This window comes from Paenibacillus radicibacter (genome assembly GCF_024721995.1).
GTDB classification, from domain to species: domain Bacteria; phylum Bacillota; class Bacilli; order Paenibacillales; family NBRC-103111; genus Paenibacillus_AM; species Paenibacillus_AM radicibacter.
This window is the reverse complement of the sequence record NZ_JANQBC010000004.1, coordinates 326,548-339,378: the sequence shown is the minus strand read 5'-3', so window position 1 is coordinate 339,378 and position 12,831 is coordinate 326,548. Positions and strand designations below refer to the sequence as shown.

Annotated in this window: 14 protein-coding genes and 1 pseudogene; 7 read left to right on the top strand and 8 right to left on the bottom strand. The window is 40.2% G+C overall.

The genetic code is table 11. From position 1 onward, the window contains the following. Positions 1-89 precede the first annotated feature (89 nt). Genes NV379_RS11640 through NV379_RS11630 form a run of 3 tightly spaced genes read left to right on the top strand, consistent with a single transcriptional unit; the run spans position 90 to position 2,783 of the window. Positions 90-1,265, top strand: coding sequence for an ABC transporter ATP-binding protein (locus tag NV379_RS11640; protein WP_258207480.1), 1,176 nt, complete (start codon positions 90-92; stop codon positions 1,263-1,265). Then, the gene (locus NV379_RS11635; RefSeq protein ID WP_258207479.1) at positions 1,222-1,872 is read left to right on the top strand and encodes an ABC transporter permease; all 651 of its coding nucleotides are present in this window, start codon (positions 1,222-1,224) and stop codon (positions 1,870-1,872) included. The genes NV379_RS11640 and NV379_RS11635 overlap by 44 nt, the downstream gene beginning before the upstream one ends. A gap of 23 nt (positions 1,873-1,895) precedes the next feature. Further along, the gene (locus NV379_RS11630; protein WP_258207478.1) at positions 1,896-2,783 is read left to right on the top strand and encodes a glycine betaine ABC transporter substrate-binding protein; all 888 of its coding nucleotides are present in this window, start codon (positions 1,896-1,898) and stop codon (positions 2,781-2,783) included. An 82-nt stretch (positions 2,784-2,865) separates the two neighbouring features. Here NV379_RS11630 and NV379_RS11625 read toward each other — a convergent pair whose 3' ends face one another. Together NV379_RS11625 and NV379_RS11620 are read right to left on the bottom strand one after the other, a co-directional pair. Further along, complete coding sequence (locus NV379_RS11625; RefSeq protein WP_258207477.1) at positions 2,866-3,639, bottom strand: DUF4179 domain-containing protein; 774 nt, start codon at positions 3,637-3,639, stop codon at positions 2,866-2,868. After that, positions 3,632-4,207, bottom strand: coding sequence for a sigma-70 family RNA polymerase sigma factor (locus NV379_RS11620; protein ID WP_258207476.1), 576 nt, complete (start codon positions 4,205-4,207; stop codon positions 3,632-3,634). The genes NV379_RS11625 and NV379_RS11620 overlap by 8 nt, the downstream gene beginning before the upstream one ends. 266 nt (positions 4,208-4,473) lie before the next feature. Between NV379_RS11620 and NV379_RS11615 the strand changes: the two genes are divergently transcribed. The 3 genes from NV379_RS11615 (at position 4,474) to NV379_RS11600 (ending at position 6,868) form a co-directional block, all read left to right on the top strand. Continuing rightward, positions 4,474-4,947, top strand: a complete 474-nt coding sequence (locus tag NV379_RS11615; protein ID WP_258207475.1) for a MerR family transcriptional regulator — start codon at positions 4,474-4,476, stop codon at positions 4,945-4,947. A gap of 30 nt (positions 4,948-4,977) precedes the next feature. Further along, a complete protein-coding gene (locus tag NV379_RS26070) occupies positions 4,978-5,844 on the top strand; it encodes an SRPBCC family protein (RefSeq protein WP_308860279.1) in 867 nt (288 codons plus the stop codon). 187 nt (positions 5,845-6,031) lie between these two features. Next, complete coding sequence (locus NV379_RS11600; protein WP_258207474.1) at positions 6,032-6,868, top strand: YitT family protein; 837 nt, start codon at positions 6,032-6,034, stop codon at positions 6,866-6,868. Positions 6,869-6,925: 57 nt separating this feature from the next. Here NV379_RS11600 and NV379_RS11595 read toward each other — a convergent pair whose 3' ends face one another. Both NV379_RS11595 and NV379_RS11590 read right to left on the bottom strand, forming a co-directional pair. After that, complete coding sequence (locus NV379_RS11595; protein WP_258207473.1) at positions 6,926-7,090, bottom strand: hypothetical protein; 165 nt, start codon at positions 7,088-7,090, stop codon at positions 6,926-6,928. Next, positions 7,077-7,277, bottom strand: coding sequence for a hypothetical protein (locus tag NV379_RS11590; RefSeq protein ID WP_258207472.1), 201 nt, complete (start codon positions 7,275-7,277; stop codon positions 7,077-7,079). Before NV379_RS11590 ends, NV379_RS11595 begins: the two co-directional genes overlap by 14 nt. A 107-nt stretch (positions 7,278-7,384) precedes the next feature. Between NV379_RS11590 and NV379_RS11585 the strand changes: the two are divergent. Beyond that, positions 7,385-7,807, top strand: a pseudogene (locus NV379_RS11585) (dihydrofolate reductase family protein); the annotation flags it as partial. 63 nt (positions 7,808-7,870) lie between these two features. Here NV379_RS11585 and NV379_RS11580 read toward each other — a convergent pair. From NV379_RS11580 to NV379_RS11565, 4 genes are all read right to left on the bottom strand, one after another. Then, positions 7,871-8,695, bottom strand: coding sequence for a DUF2785 domain-containing protein (locus NV379_RS11580; protein ID WP_258207471.1), 825 nt, complete (start codon positions 8,693-8,695; stop codon positions 7,871-7,873). A gap of 203 nt (positions 8,696-8,898) precedes the next feature. Then, positions 8,899-10,041, bottom strand: a complete 1,143-nt coding sequence (locus tag NV379_RS11575; RefSeq protein ID WP_258207470.1) for a glycoside hydrolase family 18 protein — start codon at positions 10,039-10,041, stop codon at positions 8,899-8,901. A 6-nt stretch (positions 10,042-10,047) separates the two neighbouring features. Further along, the gene (locus NV379_RS11570; RefSeq protein WP_258207469.1) at positions 10,048-11,148 is read right to left on the bottom strand and encodes an acyltransferase; all 1,101 of its coding nucleotides are present in this window, start codon (positions 11,146-11,148) and stop codon (positions 10,048-10,050) included. 18 nt (positions 11,149-11,166) lie between these two features. Then, complete coding sequence (locus tag NV379_RS11565; RefSeq protein WP_258207468.1) at positions 11,167-12,516, bottom strand: glycosyltransferase family 2 protein; 1,350 nt, start codon at positions 12,514-12,516, stop codon at positions 11,167-11,169. Positions 12,517-12,831 lie beyond the last annotated feature (315 nt).

Below are 12,831 nucleotides of genomic sequence, written 5' to 3'. Positions count from 1 at the left end.
TTGTCAGTTAGAAATATGTTTGTTATAGTAGTCAACAATAAAGCAGTAAATGATTTACTGTTTTTTGGAAGAATGAAAGGGGAGATTATATGATCGTTTTTCAGAATGTAAGTAAGAAGCATGCCAATGGCTATCGTGCAGTCAAATCTCTGAATTTTGAAATTAAAGCAGGTGAGTTTATTGTATTGATTGGACCAAGTGGTTGTGGCAAGACGACAACTATGAAAATGATGAATCGCCTCATGAATCACACGGAAGGGGTCATTACAATCGATGGGAAGGACATATCCAAGCAAAATCCGGTTGAACTGCGCCGTAATATTGGTTATGTCATTCAACAGGTTGGACTTTTCCCGCATTATACGATTGCAGACAACATTGCATTGATTCCTGATTTAAAGGGATGGAGCAAGGAGAAAAAGAAAGAGCGCGTGCATGAGCTGTTACAAATGGTTGGACTTGACCCAGATAAATTTGCTCATAAATACCCTAAACAATTATCAGGGGGTCAGCAACAACGTGTTGGTGTAGCACGTGCACTTGCAGCAGAATCACAAATTATATTGATGGATGAACCTTTCGGGGCATTAGATCCAATTACGAGAGAGCAATTACAAGATGAATTTATTCGCCTACAGAAAACATTGAACAAAACGATTATTTTTGTAACACATGATATCGATGAGGCATTAAAAATGGGTGATCGCATCGCCATCATGAAAGACGGCGAATTAATACAGATGGATACACCTGAACAGTTATTGAACAATCCCGTTAATAGCTTTGTTGAGGAGTTCCTTGGTAAGAACCGAATTTATCAGAACCCTGCATTTATCACCGTAAGTGACATTATGCGCCAAAACCCTGTTGTAGCTTCTTCTGACCTCGTACCTTCAAGGGCTTTCGCTCAAATGCGTCAGCGTCGAACGGATACATTAATCGTGGTTGATGAGCAAGGACGTTTTGAAGGAATTGTATCTGCTTATGAATTGCAACAGCATATGAATGAGATCGCAACCATTAGAGAAGTTATTAAAGATCAGCACTTTTACTTGGAACAGTCGGCAACTGCACAAGATGCCTTAATGAATATTAATGACGCTAAACAAGGAATTATCCCTATTGTAACAGGTGATATGAAAGTTACAGGGGTCGTTACAAGAGCAAGTTTGCTAACCACATTCGCCGATCATTGGGCAGGCAAAAGGGAGGAGAATCTAGATGAATCTATCACTGTGGGATCAACTAACGAAACAATTCGCTAACCGCTGGGAGGAACTTCTTCAGGCAACGGGGATGCATATCGAACTGGTCGTCCTATCCATGCTGCTCGCCATCGTTGTAGGTGTTCCACTGGGTATTTGGGTATCGCGTGCGCCGAAGCTACAACCCTGGATTATTGGTGGAGCGGGCATATTACAGACGATTCCTTCCTTAGCTTTATTAGGATTTATGATTCCGATCTTTGGTATTGGAATGAATACGGCAATTGCTGCCTTGTTCTTGTATTCCATCCTGCCAATTGTCCGCAATACATATACCGGCATTCGAGATGTCGATGCAGCGACGATTGAAGCTGCGCGTGGCATGGGACTTACTTCTCTGCAAATTTTATTCAAAGTTCAACTTCCTCTAGCACTATCTGTCATCATGGCAGGTATTCGGACTTCAACTGTAATTAATGTCGGTACAGCAACATTGGCAGCCTTTATTGGTGCGGGTGGTCTGGGTGATTTTATTTTCCTAGGATTATCACGTAACTTGGATGCACTTATCTTAATGGGAGCCGTGCCAGCAGCTATGTTAGCCTTAATATTGGACTATTTCCTTGGCATAACCGAGAAGTTGGCAACGCCCAAAGGATTAAAATAGGATTTTTGAAAAGGAGTGAGCAGATGAAGAAGAATGGAATCTTCCTTAGTCTCATGCTAGTAATTATCCTATCGTTAACGGGTTGTGGGTCGGATAAGGCGAGTCAAGCCTCCATTACGATTGGATCTAAAAACTATACGGAAAATGAACTCTTAGCCCACATGATGGCAGATTTAATTGAGCATGATACAGACCTTACCGTTGATCGCAAAGTGAACCTCGGTGGTTCTGATCTCGCATGGAAAGCGTTGAAAAGTAATGATATTCAGTTGTACCCCGAATATACGGGGACGGTTGTGACGAACTACTATCAGCAAGAAACGGGTAATGCAGAGGAAACGTTACATAAAGCTCGGGAACTGCTGAAACAAGATCATATCGTGTTTCCTGCTAACTTTGGATTTAACAACACCTATACGCTTGCTGTGAAAAAAGAGACAGCAGCTAAGTATAACCTCAAGACGTTTAGTGATGTGATTGAAGTGGCAGATCAGCTTGTATTTGGTAGTGAATTTGAGTTTAAAGATCGTCCAGACGGCTATCCAGGGCTTCAAGCGATGTATGGCATGGAGTTCAAGAAAGTGAAGGCAATGGATCGAGGAATCATGTACCGTTCATTATTAGGTGATTATGTCGATGTGATTAATGCTTTTTCAACCGAAGGTCAGATTATAACGAATGATTTGGTCATTCTCGAAGACGATAGAGGTTTCTTCCCTCCTTATCATGCAGGTGCTGTGATTCGTGAAGACGTACTCGCAAAATACCCTGAACTTGAAGCGACACTTCAGAAGCTGGAGGGGCTACTGAATGAGGAATTAATGCAGAAATTGAATGCTGAAGTCGATTCGGAAGGGCTGAAAGCAGAGAAAGTCGCGAAAGATTTTCTGAAGGAGCAAGGGCTGATCTAACTTCATGTTCTTAATAACAAGATCAAAAAACGTGGATACCTTGAGGTGTCCACGTTTTTTAATGGGAAAAATAATATACGGATTACTTAGTGCCAGGGGTTGTTGCTTTCTGTTGATTAATTGGAAGCTCGCCTTGCCAGTTTCCTTTCGTGCCGCCGATGCGATTCATATTGACGTGGAGCACCATCTCTTGCGGCAGCTTTTTACCGTCAGTTACGAACGCTAGTAACCCCTCTGGCTTGCCTTGGTCGGCGATCCCAGTTTCTAGATTGATGCCTTTGGAATCTGTAAGGTAGAATGGCAGGTTATCAGATTTTGCAGTACCGAAGAAGTTCAATGCATTAAAGCCTTCTTGACCCGATACATTGTAGGTAGGCTCTGTGGTCTGTTGACCATTTTCTTTACCATCACTACGCACATTCAAACCTTGAGTATCAAATTCATACGGTACTAGCGTTCCGTCTGCCTTTTCGATTCGATAGTGGACAAGTACTTTGGAATCGACTACATACATCTCTTTAAAATGAATCGTTATACCTTGATCTGAAATCTTGTGATCGATGGGAACTGTGAGTCCGTTAGCGGCAGCTTGTTTAACTTGGTCGTTCACCAGATCGTTCAAATTCACATTACTTTGGCTAAAGTAAGAGCTATTAAATGCGTATGCACCTGTAGGGATTAGAAGGGCAGCTGCTATACTGAAAGCTAATATTTTTTTCTTAAGTGTCATTTTAGAATTCTCCTTTTGGGTGTGATGTTGTTTAAAGGTTTGGCGGATCTGTTGATCCAGCTCATTTGGAACTTCAATCTCCTCGATATACTTCGTCATGGTTTCATTTAAATTTGGTTTAGACATTGTTGAATACGACCTCCTGCACCAGATGATTACCGAATCTTTGTCGAATTTGCTTAAGCGCTAGACTATTTCGTGATTTGACTGTGCCGACGGGTATACGAAGCAACTCAGCTATTTCGTCGTTGCTGTATTCGTAGTAATACCTGTATAAGACGACTACGCGCAATTTAAAGGGTAGCTTCCCTATAAAATGCAACAATTGTTGTTGAACTTCGCTTTGGATTAGTAACTCATCTGGAAGCTCCGAAGGACAATGCTCTTGATTCATGGATTGCTTTTGTAATAAGCGGAATCTCCGCCACACTTGCCTGCGCCAACCGTTAATTTGATTCATGACGATTCCATTCACCCAATACAAGAAGGGACGTGAACGGTCAAAGGTCGGGAGTGATTTGAACATCTGGCAATAAACTTCGTTCACAATGTCATGAACGTCTTCCTTATTAGGTATCAGCATCGCCACCGTGCCATACACTTTCTTCTTCGTTAAATCGTATATGACCTCAAATGCCTCTTGTTCTCCTTCTATTAATCGATCTATCCAAGGACTTAATTCCTGATCATTCATCTTAGGGCCCTCCAAACTGTATATACACCCTTTATTAGCTCCATCGTGTAAAATGGTTCAATTTATTTTATAAAAATCAAAGTTTCATAGTTGTAGATTATTATATCTAGTTGTGAATGGAGAAAATATAGTGATAGACTATAATGGTATATTGTACCAATTAGATACCATGGATCTTCACAAATAAAGTTCTTGCACCTTACGTAACGTAACGTTCTATACTAAAGGCACCGGTAAACAGCTAGCGTCAAAGAAAGGAGAGGGTTATGCAACAGCATTGGAAAGTCGGGGATCTCGCCAAATTGACGGGACTGACAGTACGTACCTTGCGGTTCTACGATCAGATCGGTTTATTTACTCCGTCGGGGTATTCCGATACAGGTCATCGATTGTATAGCGAAGCGGATATCAAGCGGTTGCATCAAATCTTGTCTCTGAAGGACTTGGGTTTGTCGCTTGAAGAAATACAATCGTTACTTAAGGGTCATACGTATTCTCCGTCTGAACTTGTAGCTATTCAAGCTGAACGTGTCCGAAAAAATATAGAAAACCAGCGAAAACTCCTAGCTGAACTCGAACGTCTGAAAGAGCGAATGGACGACAAGGAGTCACCTTCCATCGATGCTTTTATTCCATTGCTTGAAACGATGAGATTAAGTCATGAGAAGTATATGATTGAGCGTCGATTGAACTGGGAACGAAGACTTGATCTGCTTGGTGATGTTCTAAGTGATAATTAGTAATGAATGAATAATAGGGAGGTTTTACTGATGACACAGCGATATACGACACACTCTACATTTAAATTGGAACGTATTTATCATGCTACTCCAAAGCGGGTTTTTGCAGCATGGTCCGATCAAAATGCGAAAGCTCGTTGGTTCCAACCTGCTGAGATATTCGATTTTCGTGTAGGCGGAAGAGAATTTAGTCAGGGTGGCCCTCCAGGTGGACCGGTCTATACATTAGAGGCTAATTATCAGGAAATCGTGCCGAATGAACGTATCGTATACACATACAGTCTGGACCAAGGTGAAAACCGAATGTCGGTTTCTATTACAACGATTGAGATTACGCCGCTAGGCGATAGTGTTAAATTAGTATATACGGAGCAGGGAACGTATTTCGATGGTCATGATACACCGGAGCAACGTGAACATGGGACAAGTGAAATGCTTAATCTGCTTGGAAAATCGCTTGGTGAGAGTAACGCAGATACCTTTGAGCTCGTGTCTCGTCGAAAATATGATGCTCCGCAGCATGTATTATTTCAAGTCTGGACGAAGCCAGAACTCCTGGCGCAGTGGTGGGGGCCAAATGGTTTTACGAATACATTCCATTCTTTCGATTTAAAACCTGGAGGCATATGGGAATTTACGATGCATGGGCCTAACGGAGTTAATTATCCGAATCGTTGTCTTTTCCAAGAGATTGAGCCTGATCGTATCGTAATCAGGCACGATTGTGACCATTACTTTACGCTGACCGCTACATTCGAAGAGGTTGATGGTGGGACGGAGCTTACTTTCCGGCAAGCTTTTGATACGGCGAAAGATTACAAAAACCTCAAAGTAATATGTGAAGAAGCCAATGAACAGAATTTAGATCGGATTGGAGCGCTTCTAAAAAGACTTTGAGAATTAATAATGTTTCAAGAGGGCAGTCTGGGAAGCGATCCCGGGCTGCTCTCTTTAATAGGTTCTTCATAATTTCGTGAATTTGCTTCAAAGGTTTGCTAAATACTAAGGTAAGTTTTATTATGAAGATTGACTTAAAGCAGTAATTTAGTAGCAATTTGTTATGGTAACAGGAAAGGACATAAAGATGAAAAAACGCTGTATTGATATTCTTATGATTATCGTAGGTGCATTTCTTTTTGCCTTGGCGATTAATCTGTTTGCAATTCCTAATGGGTTTGGTGAAGGTGGGGTTACGGGAGTTACGATCATCCTGTACTATTTGTTTCAGTGGTCCCCAGGGCTTGTAAGTTTGATTTTGAACTCTATCTTATTAATAGTCGGTTATAAATTTCTGGATAAGACGACGACTATCTACACCATTATTGCAGTTGCCTTCAATTCACTTTTCTTACATCTAACAGAAAGCTGGCATATTGCCTCGGATGAATTGATGATTAATGCAATATTCGGTGGCGTATTCGCGGGTGTGGGAATCGGATTAATCATACGAGTGGGCGGAACAACAGCGGGGAGTACCATACTAGCTCGAATGATGCATAAGTTTTTCGATTGGAATATCAGTTATGCGCTCTTATTCTTTGACCTCATTGTTGCGTTCTCCTCTTACTTCATTATTGGTCCGCAAAGTCTGATGTTTACCATTGTGATGCTCTACATAGGGACGAAAGTAATGGACTTCATTATTGAAGGTATTAGCTCGAAAAAGGCTGTTACGATTGTATCCAAAGAGCAGGATAAGATTGCGGAGCAAGTAAATGTGCTCATGAATCGCGGGGTTACTGTTATTTACGGGCATGGGCATTATACAAAAGATCCAAAAGAAATCCTCTATATTGTGATTAGCAAGCAGGAAGTAAGCAGCATAAAGAAAATTGTGAGAGGGATCGATAAAGAAGCATTTATCACCATCCACGATGTCCGCGATGTGTTCGGCGAAGGATTTGTCGATATTTCCAAATAGGCGAACGAGCAAAGTAAAAGCGTACTCTTTAATAAAGAGTACGCTTTTTTTGTTGGACTATTCTTTTACCGGCTTTACATATTCAAATATGCGTTCACTAATCTGGGTTAAGAATTCAGCCCATTGCTTCTGAAATTCCGGGTCCTCTGCTGGTTTCCCCGTGATCATTTCCGTAACGCCACTATAAAGAAGAGGGTAAATCGTCAGACTAGAAATCATCATGCTTGGACTCCATGTCCAACACATAAGAATGCAATGTTTTCATTCTGTGTTCTTTACCGTTACGGTTCTCGGGTATGTTCTCTATCGCAAACTTCAAGAAATCCATTAGATATTCCACATTCACTTTATATCTGAATGCTGCAATATCAGCAGGATTTTTGGGAAGCTCAAACTTTCCTTGCGGCATAGAGGTTAAGAAATCAGTGATAACCTCATTTATGAGTTCAGCTTTATTTTTAAAATAATGATAAATTAATTGTTTATTGATACTACTTTACAAATGGTTGATTAGAGAGAACGGATTTGTTGTTCTCAAGTGATGCCTTATTAATGGGACGAGTGACTTATGAGGGAATGTCAGCTGCATGGCCGACTATGGAGGATGAAGAAGGATTTGCAGACAGAATGAATAGTTATCACAAGTATGTTGCTTCCACAACCCTAGAAGAAGGTCCATGGAATGCAACAATGATCAAAGGAAATCTTGCTGATGAGGTTTCTAGAATTAAACAATTGCCGGGTCAGGATATCTTGATCTATGGAAGTGGGGATCTCATTGATGAATATCACCTCATGATCCAACCGGTTGTCCAAGGAAGCGGCAAACGACTTTTCAAAGATGATAGCTACATAAAAGCATTAAAGCTAGATAAAGTTCAAACTACCTCTACCGGCGTGGCAATACTTTCTTATAGCCCAGTGAAAGCAGAGTTGTAATATAATAATGTTTCAAGAGAGGAGTCTGGGGAACGATCTCGGATTACTCTCTTTTTTTACTGCCTAGCGGGAGTAGTATACCTTCTCAACTTTATATAAGGTTTGCTCGATAGTTGGGCAAAGATCGGCATCTGCTTCGAAAAATTTAACTCGGAAGTATAAGCTTTTTAGAAAATTTTTTATGTTATTTTTTTGCTTAAAGGCAGGAAGAAATTCTGGGCTTTTCTCCACATCACCAAAGCTTTCAATCCATTGCTCGATATAAGATTTACTGAGTAATTTTCTATTCAAGACACTTATAATGGGGCGTACCATTCGCTCATCTTCCCCGTCAGAGTAAATTCGATCTGTTTGGGTCATCTTATCGTAAACCAAATCGAGGATGGTTAAGAGGTCATCTTTATCCAGCTCGTAACACTGAGCTAAGTCGTCTAAAGCATCTGCTGCATGGGCGATGGCATGTGCCCATCCTTTATCTTCGTCATACCCGCGATAATCTCGCTCTTCTCGTATATTATAAAATACGTTCTCTTTGATCTGATGAACCTGTTCACTTGTGAGAAATGGTGAATCTTTATGCCTCGCCAATAAAAGCGGGATGACCAGCATAGAGAAAGATCGAGTGAAGACAGAGTCGGTATTCGTTTCACCAAGCTTATAAAGCAAATGGCTATGATCTAATATAACGGTCAGAAGCTGTTCGAGTTCACTTACAGTTAGACAACTGCCGGGAATCCAATGCGATAATGTTGTATAAATGAGATCATCACGCAGCTCAGCATCCAAAGAACCGATATGATGTATCATTTCTTGTACCAACGGGTATGTATGGGGAGGTTCTTGGTAGTTGTTTTCTTTAATTGCCATCAGTCTTTCTTTTAAATTCATGGTACACACTCCTGCGAGTAAATTTTCGAACGGAATTTATTAACAATCTTAATATTATGAAAAAATAAAAAGTATCACAAGTTAAATGTCAGCCCAAGAAAGAAGGCCCTTAGGGATAGAGGTATCCATAAGAGCCGTTTCCACGTATGCTATTTCCCATCTGAAGCGGTTTATTCATGAAATCGACAGCAAGAGTAAGTTAATTATTCGCTATCTGAATTGAGATGGCTGGACAAGTATGTCACAATTCCATCTTCCGCGTCTTGACTATATTCCCATACCATCGCACCGCCTAGATCCTTATCCTTAATGTACTTCACTTTCTCTTTCAAGGCTTCAGGGTCTTCATAACTAATATACATGTCTCCATCGTATAAATAGGCGGCTTTAGCTTGTTCATCATAGTAACGCTTGAATCCATTTTGGTTCTGATATTTATCCACGATCGACTTATAGCTTAAATCCACTTTCTCAATATCGATAGGCTGTCCGGTTGTAAAAGCACCATTGGCATCGCCTTTGACGTTCTTCCAACCATAAGAATAGGCGGGGACACCAAGAAGTAATTTTCTACTATTAATATGATGTGAAAGATACTGGTTTATGACGCTGTCGATGCTGATTTTGGCTTTGTTGTTAGCATCTGAATACAGATTCGAATTGTACCCCGTCGTATCAGACCATCTGCCAGTCATATCATAGGTCATCACATTGATGTAATCGACATACTTCTCTACTTTGTTAACCTCTACTTTTTCAAAATACCAGTCCTGTATACCGGAGGCAAATGTCAGGATATACGATTTGTTTTTGTGCGGGAGACGATTTAATTTCTCTCTTAGTTCTTTCATAAGGCTTGTGAAATTCTGAGTATCGATCTCACGAGACTTTTGTGTACCCCATGCATCAAAGGCAGGGAATTCCCAATCAATATCAACCCCGTCTAAGTTTAATTCTTTAACCATGTTAATGATGTTCTCTGTGAATACGTACCGATTCCCATCGAGAGACGCGTCAGAGAATCCATCTACACCATATCCACCAACTGCTAGGACCATTTTGGTTCCTTTGTTGTTTTCCTTGAGTTTCTTGATATTATCAATAATTTGAAGATTGGTACTGGCATCCTTATGAAAATACAAGCTGGTGCCATCAATTTTGGCAAAGGCAATAAAAGCAATATCCACTTTTTTTCCTGATAAATCGATATCCTTTGGATCACGCCATGCCTCAATATATACCGAGGATATTCTTTGCTCCTTGGCTTGTACAACCTGATAATAATAAATACCCATTCCAACCAGTAATAGGGTGATAAAGACTTTGGTATACATACTGATTCTCATGTTGCATCAACCTCTTCCGCCGAATAATACTTGGGTAACCCATTTGTTTAAGTTCAAAACCTTTACTGCGAAATAACTAATCGTGAATATGGTCATGATGTTGAAGAGCAAGCTAAGGAGCGTCTCAAGTAGTGTTGCTTCCGTATCGATACTATTTGTAGCAATGAGTTCAACAAGTAAGTGGATCAAGTAAATGCTAAAGCTTGCTTTGGAGAGGGAGCTAATCATTTTTTGGATTTTATAATTGGTTTTATTGTGAATGGACATTTCTTTTTCTTTAAAAAAGAGAAACATCGCCATGGCCATGAAGAAGGTCGTGATGGAGTAGTTGCCGTAGAACATCTCATCCAATATTCCGCTATACATAGATGCGAAGTACGTTAAGATCGGTGTGAGGAAGAATGATATGACGCCTAGATTGTAAAATGAATTTTTCCATTTGATAGGTAGATCATAATTAAATACATAATACCCAAGGATGAAATAGCCGAGAAACCCCATGAACATCGGGATATTCAAGATCGAAATATCGATATAGTGATTGGTCCATCGGAAGATGATCTCTGAGACAAACCGGTAGAGGACACTTACGATAAACCACATGATGAGGTAGTAGCGAATATCTTTCTCCGTGGCGTTCTTAATGAGCTTACTAATGAGCGGGACCGTCGAATAGATGGCGATAATGGCATAAAGGAACCATAAATGAACATAATTGCGGTCAACCAGCAGTTTATACCCAAAATCCAGCAGAAATTCACCTACGCCGATATTGCTTTTCAAAATGTAATACTGATTGTACCAGCCGTAAATGAACGACCAGCTAATCAGAGGGATGAATAAAGGCAGCACTCTTTTTTTATAAAAATCGCCGTAAGACTTAATCTCCACCCTTAGTATCATCGCTCCACTGATCATGAAGAATACGGGAACTGCGAATCGGGATACAGAGTTGAAGATGTTGCTGACCCACCAGGAAGTGGTGTTAAAATCATTCGTTCGTGTAAGCGGACCAGCAGTAATATGAAGAATGATGACGGCTATTATGGATAAAATTCTTAAGATATCGATATATACAATACGTTTGTTTTGAAAAATAGTATTCATCATGTCCTCCTTAGATGCTTATTGGGAGCGGGCAGGCATATTCTGACTGATCGCAGCAATACCTTTACGTTCAACAAATCCCCAGCCCTCATCGTTATCAAAGTATTTGAAAGTACCGACAATGTTTATAAACAAAAGCAGATTTCGATACGTTAAAAGTTCGAGCTGACTAAACAAGAACATTCGTACATAATCTTTGATGGAATAATTGCTATTAAATTTGTTGCACAAGTATAGCGCAATCACGATCTGAATAGCATTGACGACTAAAGTAACGGCAAGCAGCGTTAAGGCACGAAGTAAGTTGTCTCCGATAATTAGAGTCTGAATGACATAGAAGATCGTCGTAAATGCTGTAAGTGTACCTAAGATAAAGCCGTCTATTGCAAAAAATAAGCTGACACCGACACTGAACTTCCGCGATAATTTGGACCAATAAATTAAGATGCAATCCACGAATGCTTTTTGCCAGCGAATACGCTGTTTGTAGAAGTTACGGATATTCTCAGGGCATTCTGTGTAACATACGGCTTCAGGCGCATATACAAGCTTCTTCTTCAAGTTGTTCGCCTTCATGTATTGGTGGATTTTGAGAGTAATATCAATGTCCTCTCCCACTGTACTGCGAAATCCATTTACCCCCACGAGGATGTCTTTATAAAAAGCACCAAAGGCCCCGGATATCACCACTATTGAATTAAAGAAGGACTGTGTCAGCTTACGTACATAAAAGCTATGAATATAGCTAATGATCTGGCTCTTAATGAGTCCGGTACCTTTGAATTTCTCCATAATGATGCCATCTTGCTTCTCTGCACCTTGGACAATCTTCACTGTACCTCCAAGTGCGATAATATCTGGATCGTGGAAGTATTGATTCACGTACTTCATCGAATGGATCTCAAGCATGCTATCTGCATCGAGCGTAACGACAATCTCTCCCTGTGCACAGTCAATACCCGCATTCAGCGAATCTGCTTTGCCGCCGTTCAATTTATCAATGACATAGATATGGGGATAGATCTTGGACCTATAGATCCCTTTAATCGATTTGTAAGTCAGATTGTTATCTGCTGCGCGATGATCAGGATGCAAGTCTAATAACGAGTTCAGCTTGGAGAATGTGTGATCCGTAGAGCCATCGTTAATAATAACAATCTCCAAATTCTTGTATAGAAGGCCCTGCATGGCATCTATACAATTTCCAATCGTCAGCTCTTCGTTGTACGCAGGAACGAGAACCGAGATCGATTTCTCAGTCAAACCTGCTTGTAGTTGTCGTACCTTACTACAAAATAGAGGAATGACCGTATACAAAAGCTGAAAAACAAGAAAAACGACGGTGGTGACAAATAAGAAATAGTACAAGTTCCTCACTCCTTTTTATTCTCTGTCTATATACCCACCTATTAATGGGTATTATGTCCATAATGTCATATTGTGGTTTTATATGTAAAACTGAAACAATATGGAAGTAAACGTATACAAATACATTTATCTGAATAATCCTATTATTTTGTTTGATATCCTCATTTTCAGAAAAAGTTTTGGAATGAAATTTGCAAGGTGCAAGTCAAAATGAATGGGGAGTAACAAAAAACCTGTCATATCGACAGGTTCTATAATTCGATGTTGTTTAATTTCTGCATGTCATGACCTTTTTTAAAACGAATAATAAGGATC

What these genes read in the sequence shown, in the direction of transcription:
- NV379_RS11640 (WP_258207480.1), top strand. Translation starts at nt 90, where the DNA reads ATGATCGTTTTTCAGAATGTAAGTAAGAAGCATGCCAATGGCTATCGT.
- NV379_RS11635 (WP_258207479.1), top strand. Translation starts at nt 1,222, where the DNA reads ATGAATCTATCACTGTGGGATCAACTAACGAAACAATTCGCTAACCGC.
- NV379_RS11630 (WP_258207478.1), top strand. Translation starts at nt 1,896, where the DNA reads ATGAAGAAGAATGGAATCTTCCTTAGTCTCATGCTAGTAATTATCCTA.
- NV379_RS11625 (WP_258207477.1), bottom strand. Translation starts at nt 3,639, where the DNA reads ATGTCTAAACCAAATTTAAATGAAACCATGACGAAGTATATCGAGGAG.
- NV379_RS11620 (WP_258207476.1), bottom strand. Translation starts at nt 4,207, where the DNA reads ATGAATGATCAGGAATTAAGTCCTTGGATAGATCGATTAATAGAAGGA.
- NV379_RS11615 (WP_258207475.1), top strand. Translation starts at nt 4,474, where the DNA reads ATGCAACAGCATTGGAAAGTCGGGGATCTCGCCAAATTGACGGGACTG.
- NV379_RS26070 (WP_308860279.1), top strand. Translation starts at nt 4,978, where the DNA reads ATGACACAGCGATATACGACACACTCTACATTTAAATTGGAACGTATT.
- NV379_RS11600 (WP_258207474.1), top strand. Translation starts at nt 6,032, where the DNA reads ATGAAAAAACGCTGTATTGATATTCTTATGATTATCGTAGGTGCATTT.
- NV379_RS11595 (WP_258207473.1), bottom strand. Translation starts at nt 7,090, where the DNA reads ATGATGATTTCTAGTCTGACGATTTACCCTCTTCTTTATAGTGGCGTT.
- NV379_RS11590 (WP_258207472.1), bottom strand. Translation starts at nt 7,277, where the DNA reads ATGCCGCAAGGAAAGTTTGAGCTTCCCAAAAATCCTGCTGATATTGCA.
- NV379_RS11580 (WP_258207471.1), bottom strand. Translation starts at nt 8,695, where the DNA reads ATGAATTTAAAAGAAAGACTGATGGCAATTAAAGAAAACAACTACCAA.
- NV379_RS11575 (WP_258207470.1), bottom strand. Translation starts at nt 10,041, where the DNA reads ATGAGAATCAGTATGTATACCAAAGTCTTTATCACCCTATTACTGGTT.
- NV379_RS11570 (WP_258207469.1), bottom strand. Translation starts at nt 11,148, where the DNA reads ATGAATACTATTTTTCAAAACAAACGTATTGTATATATCGATATCTTA.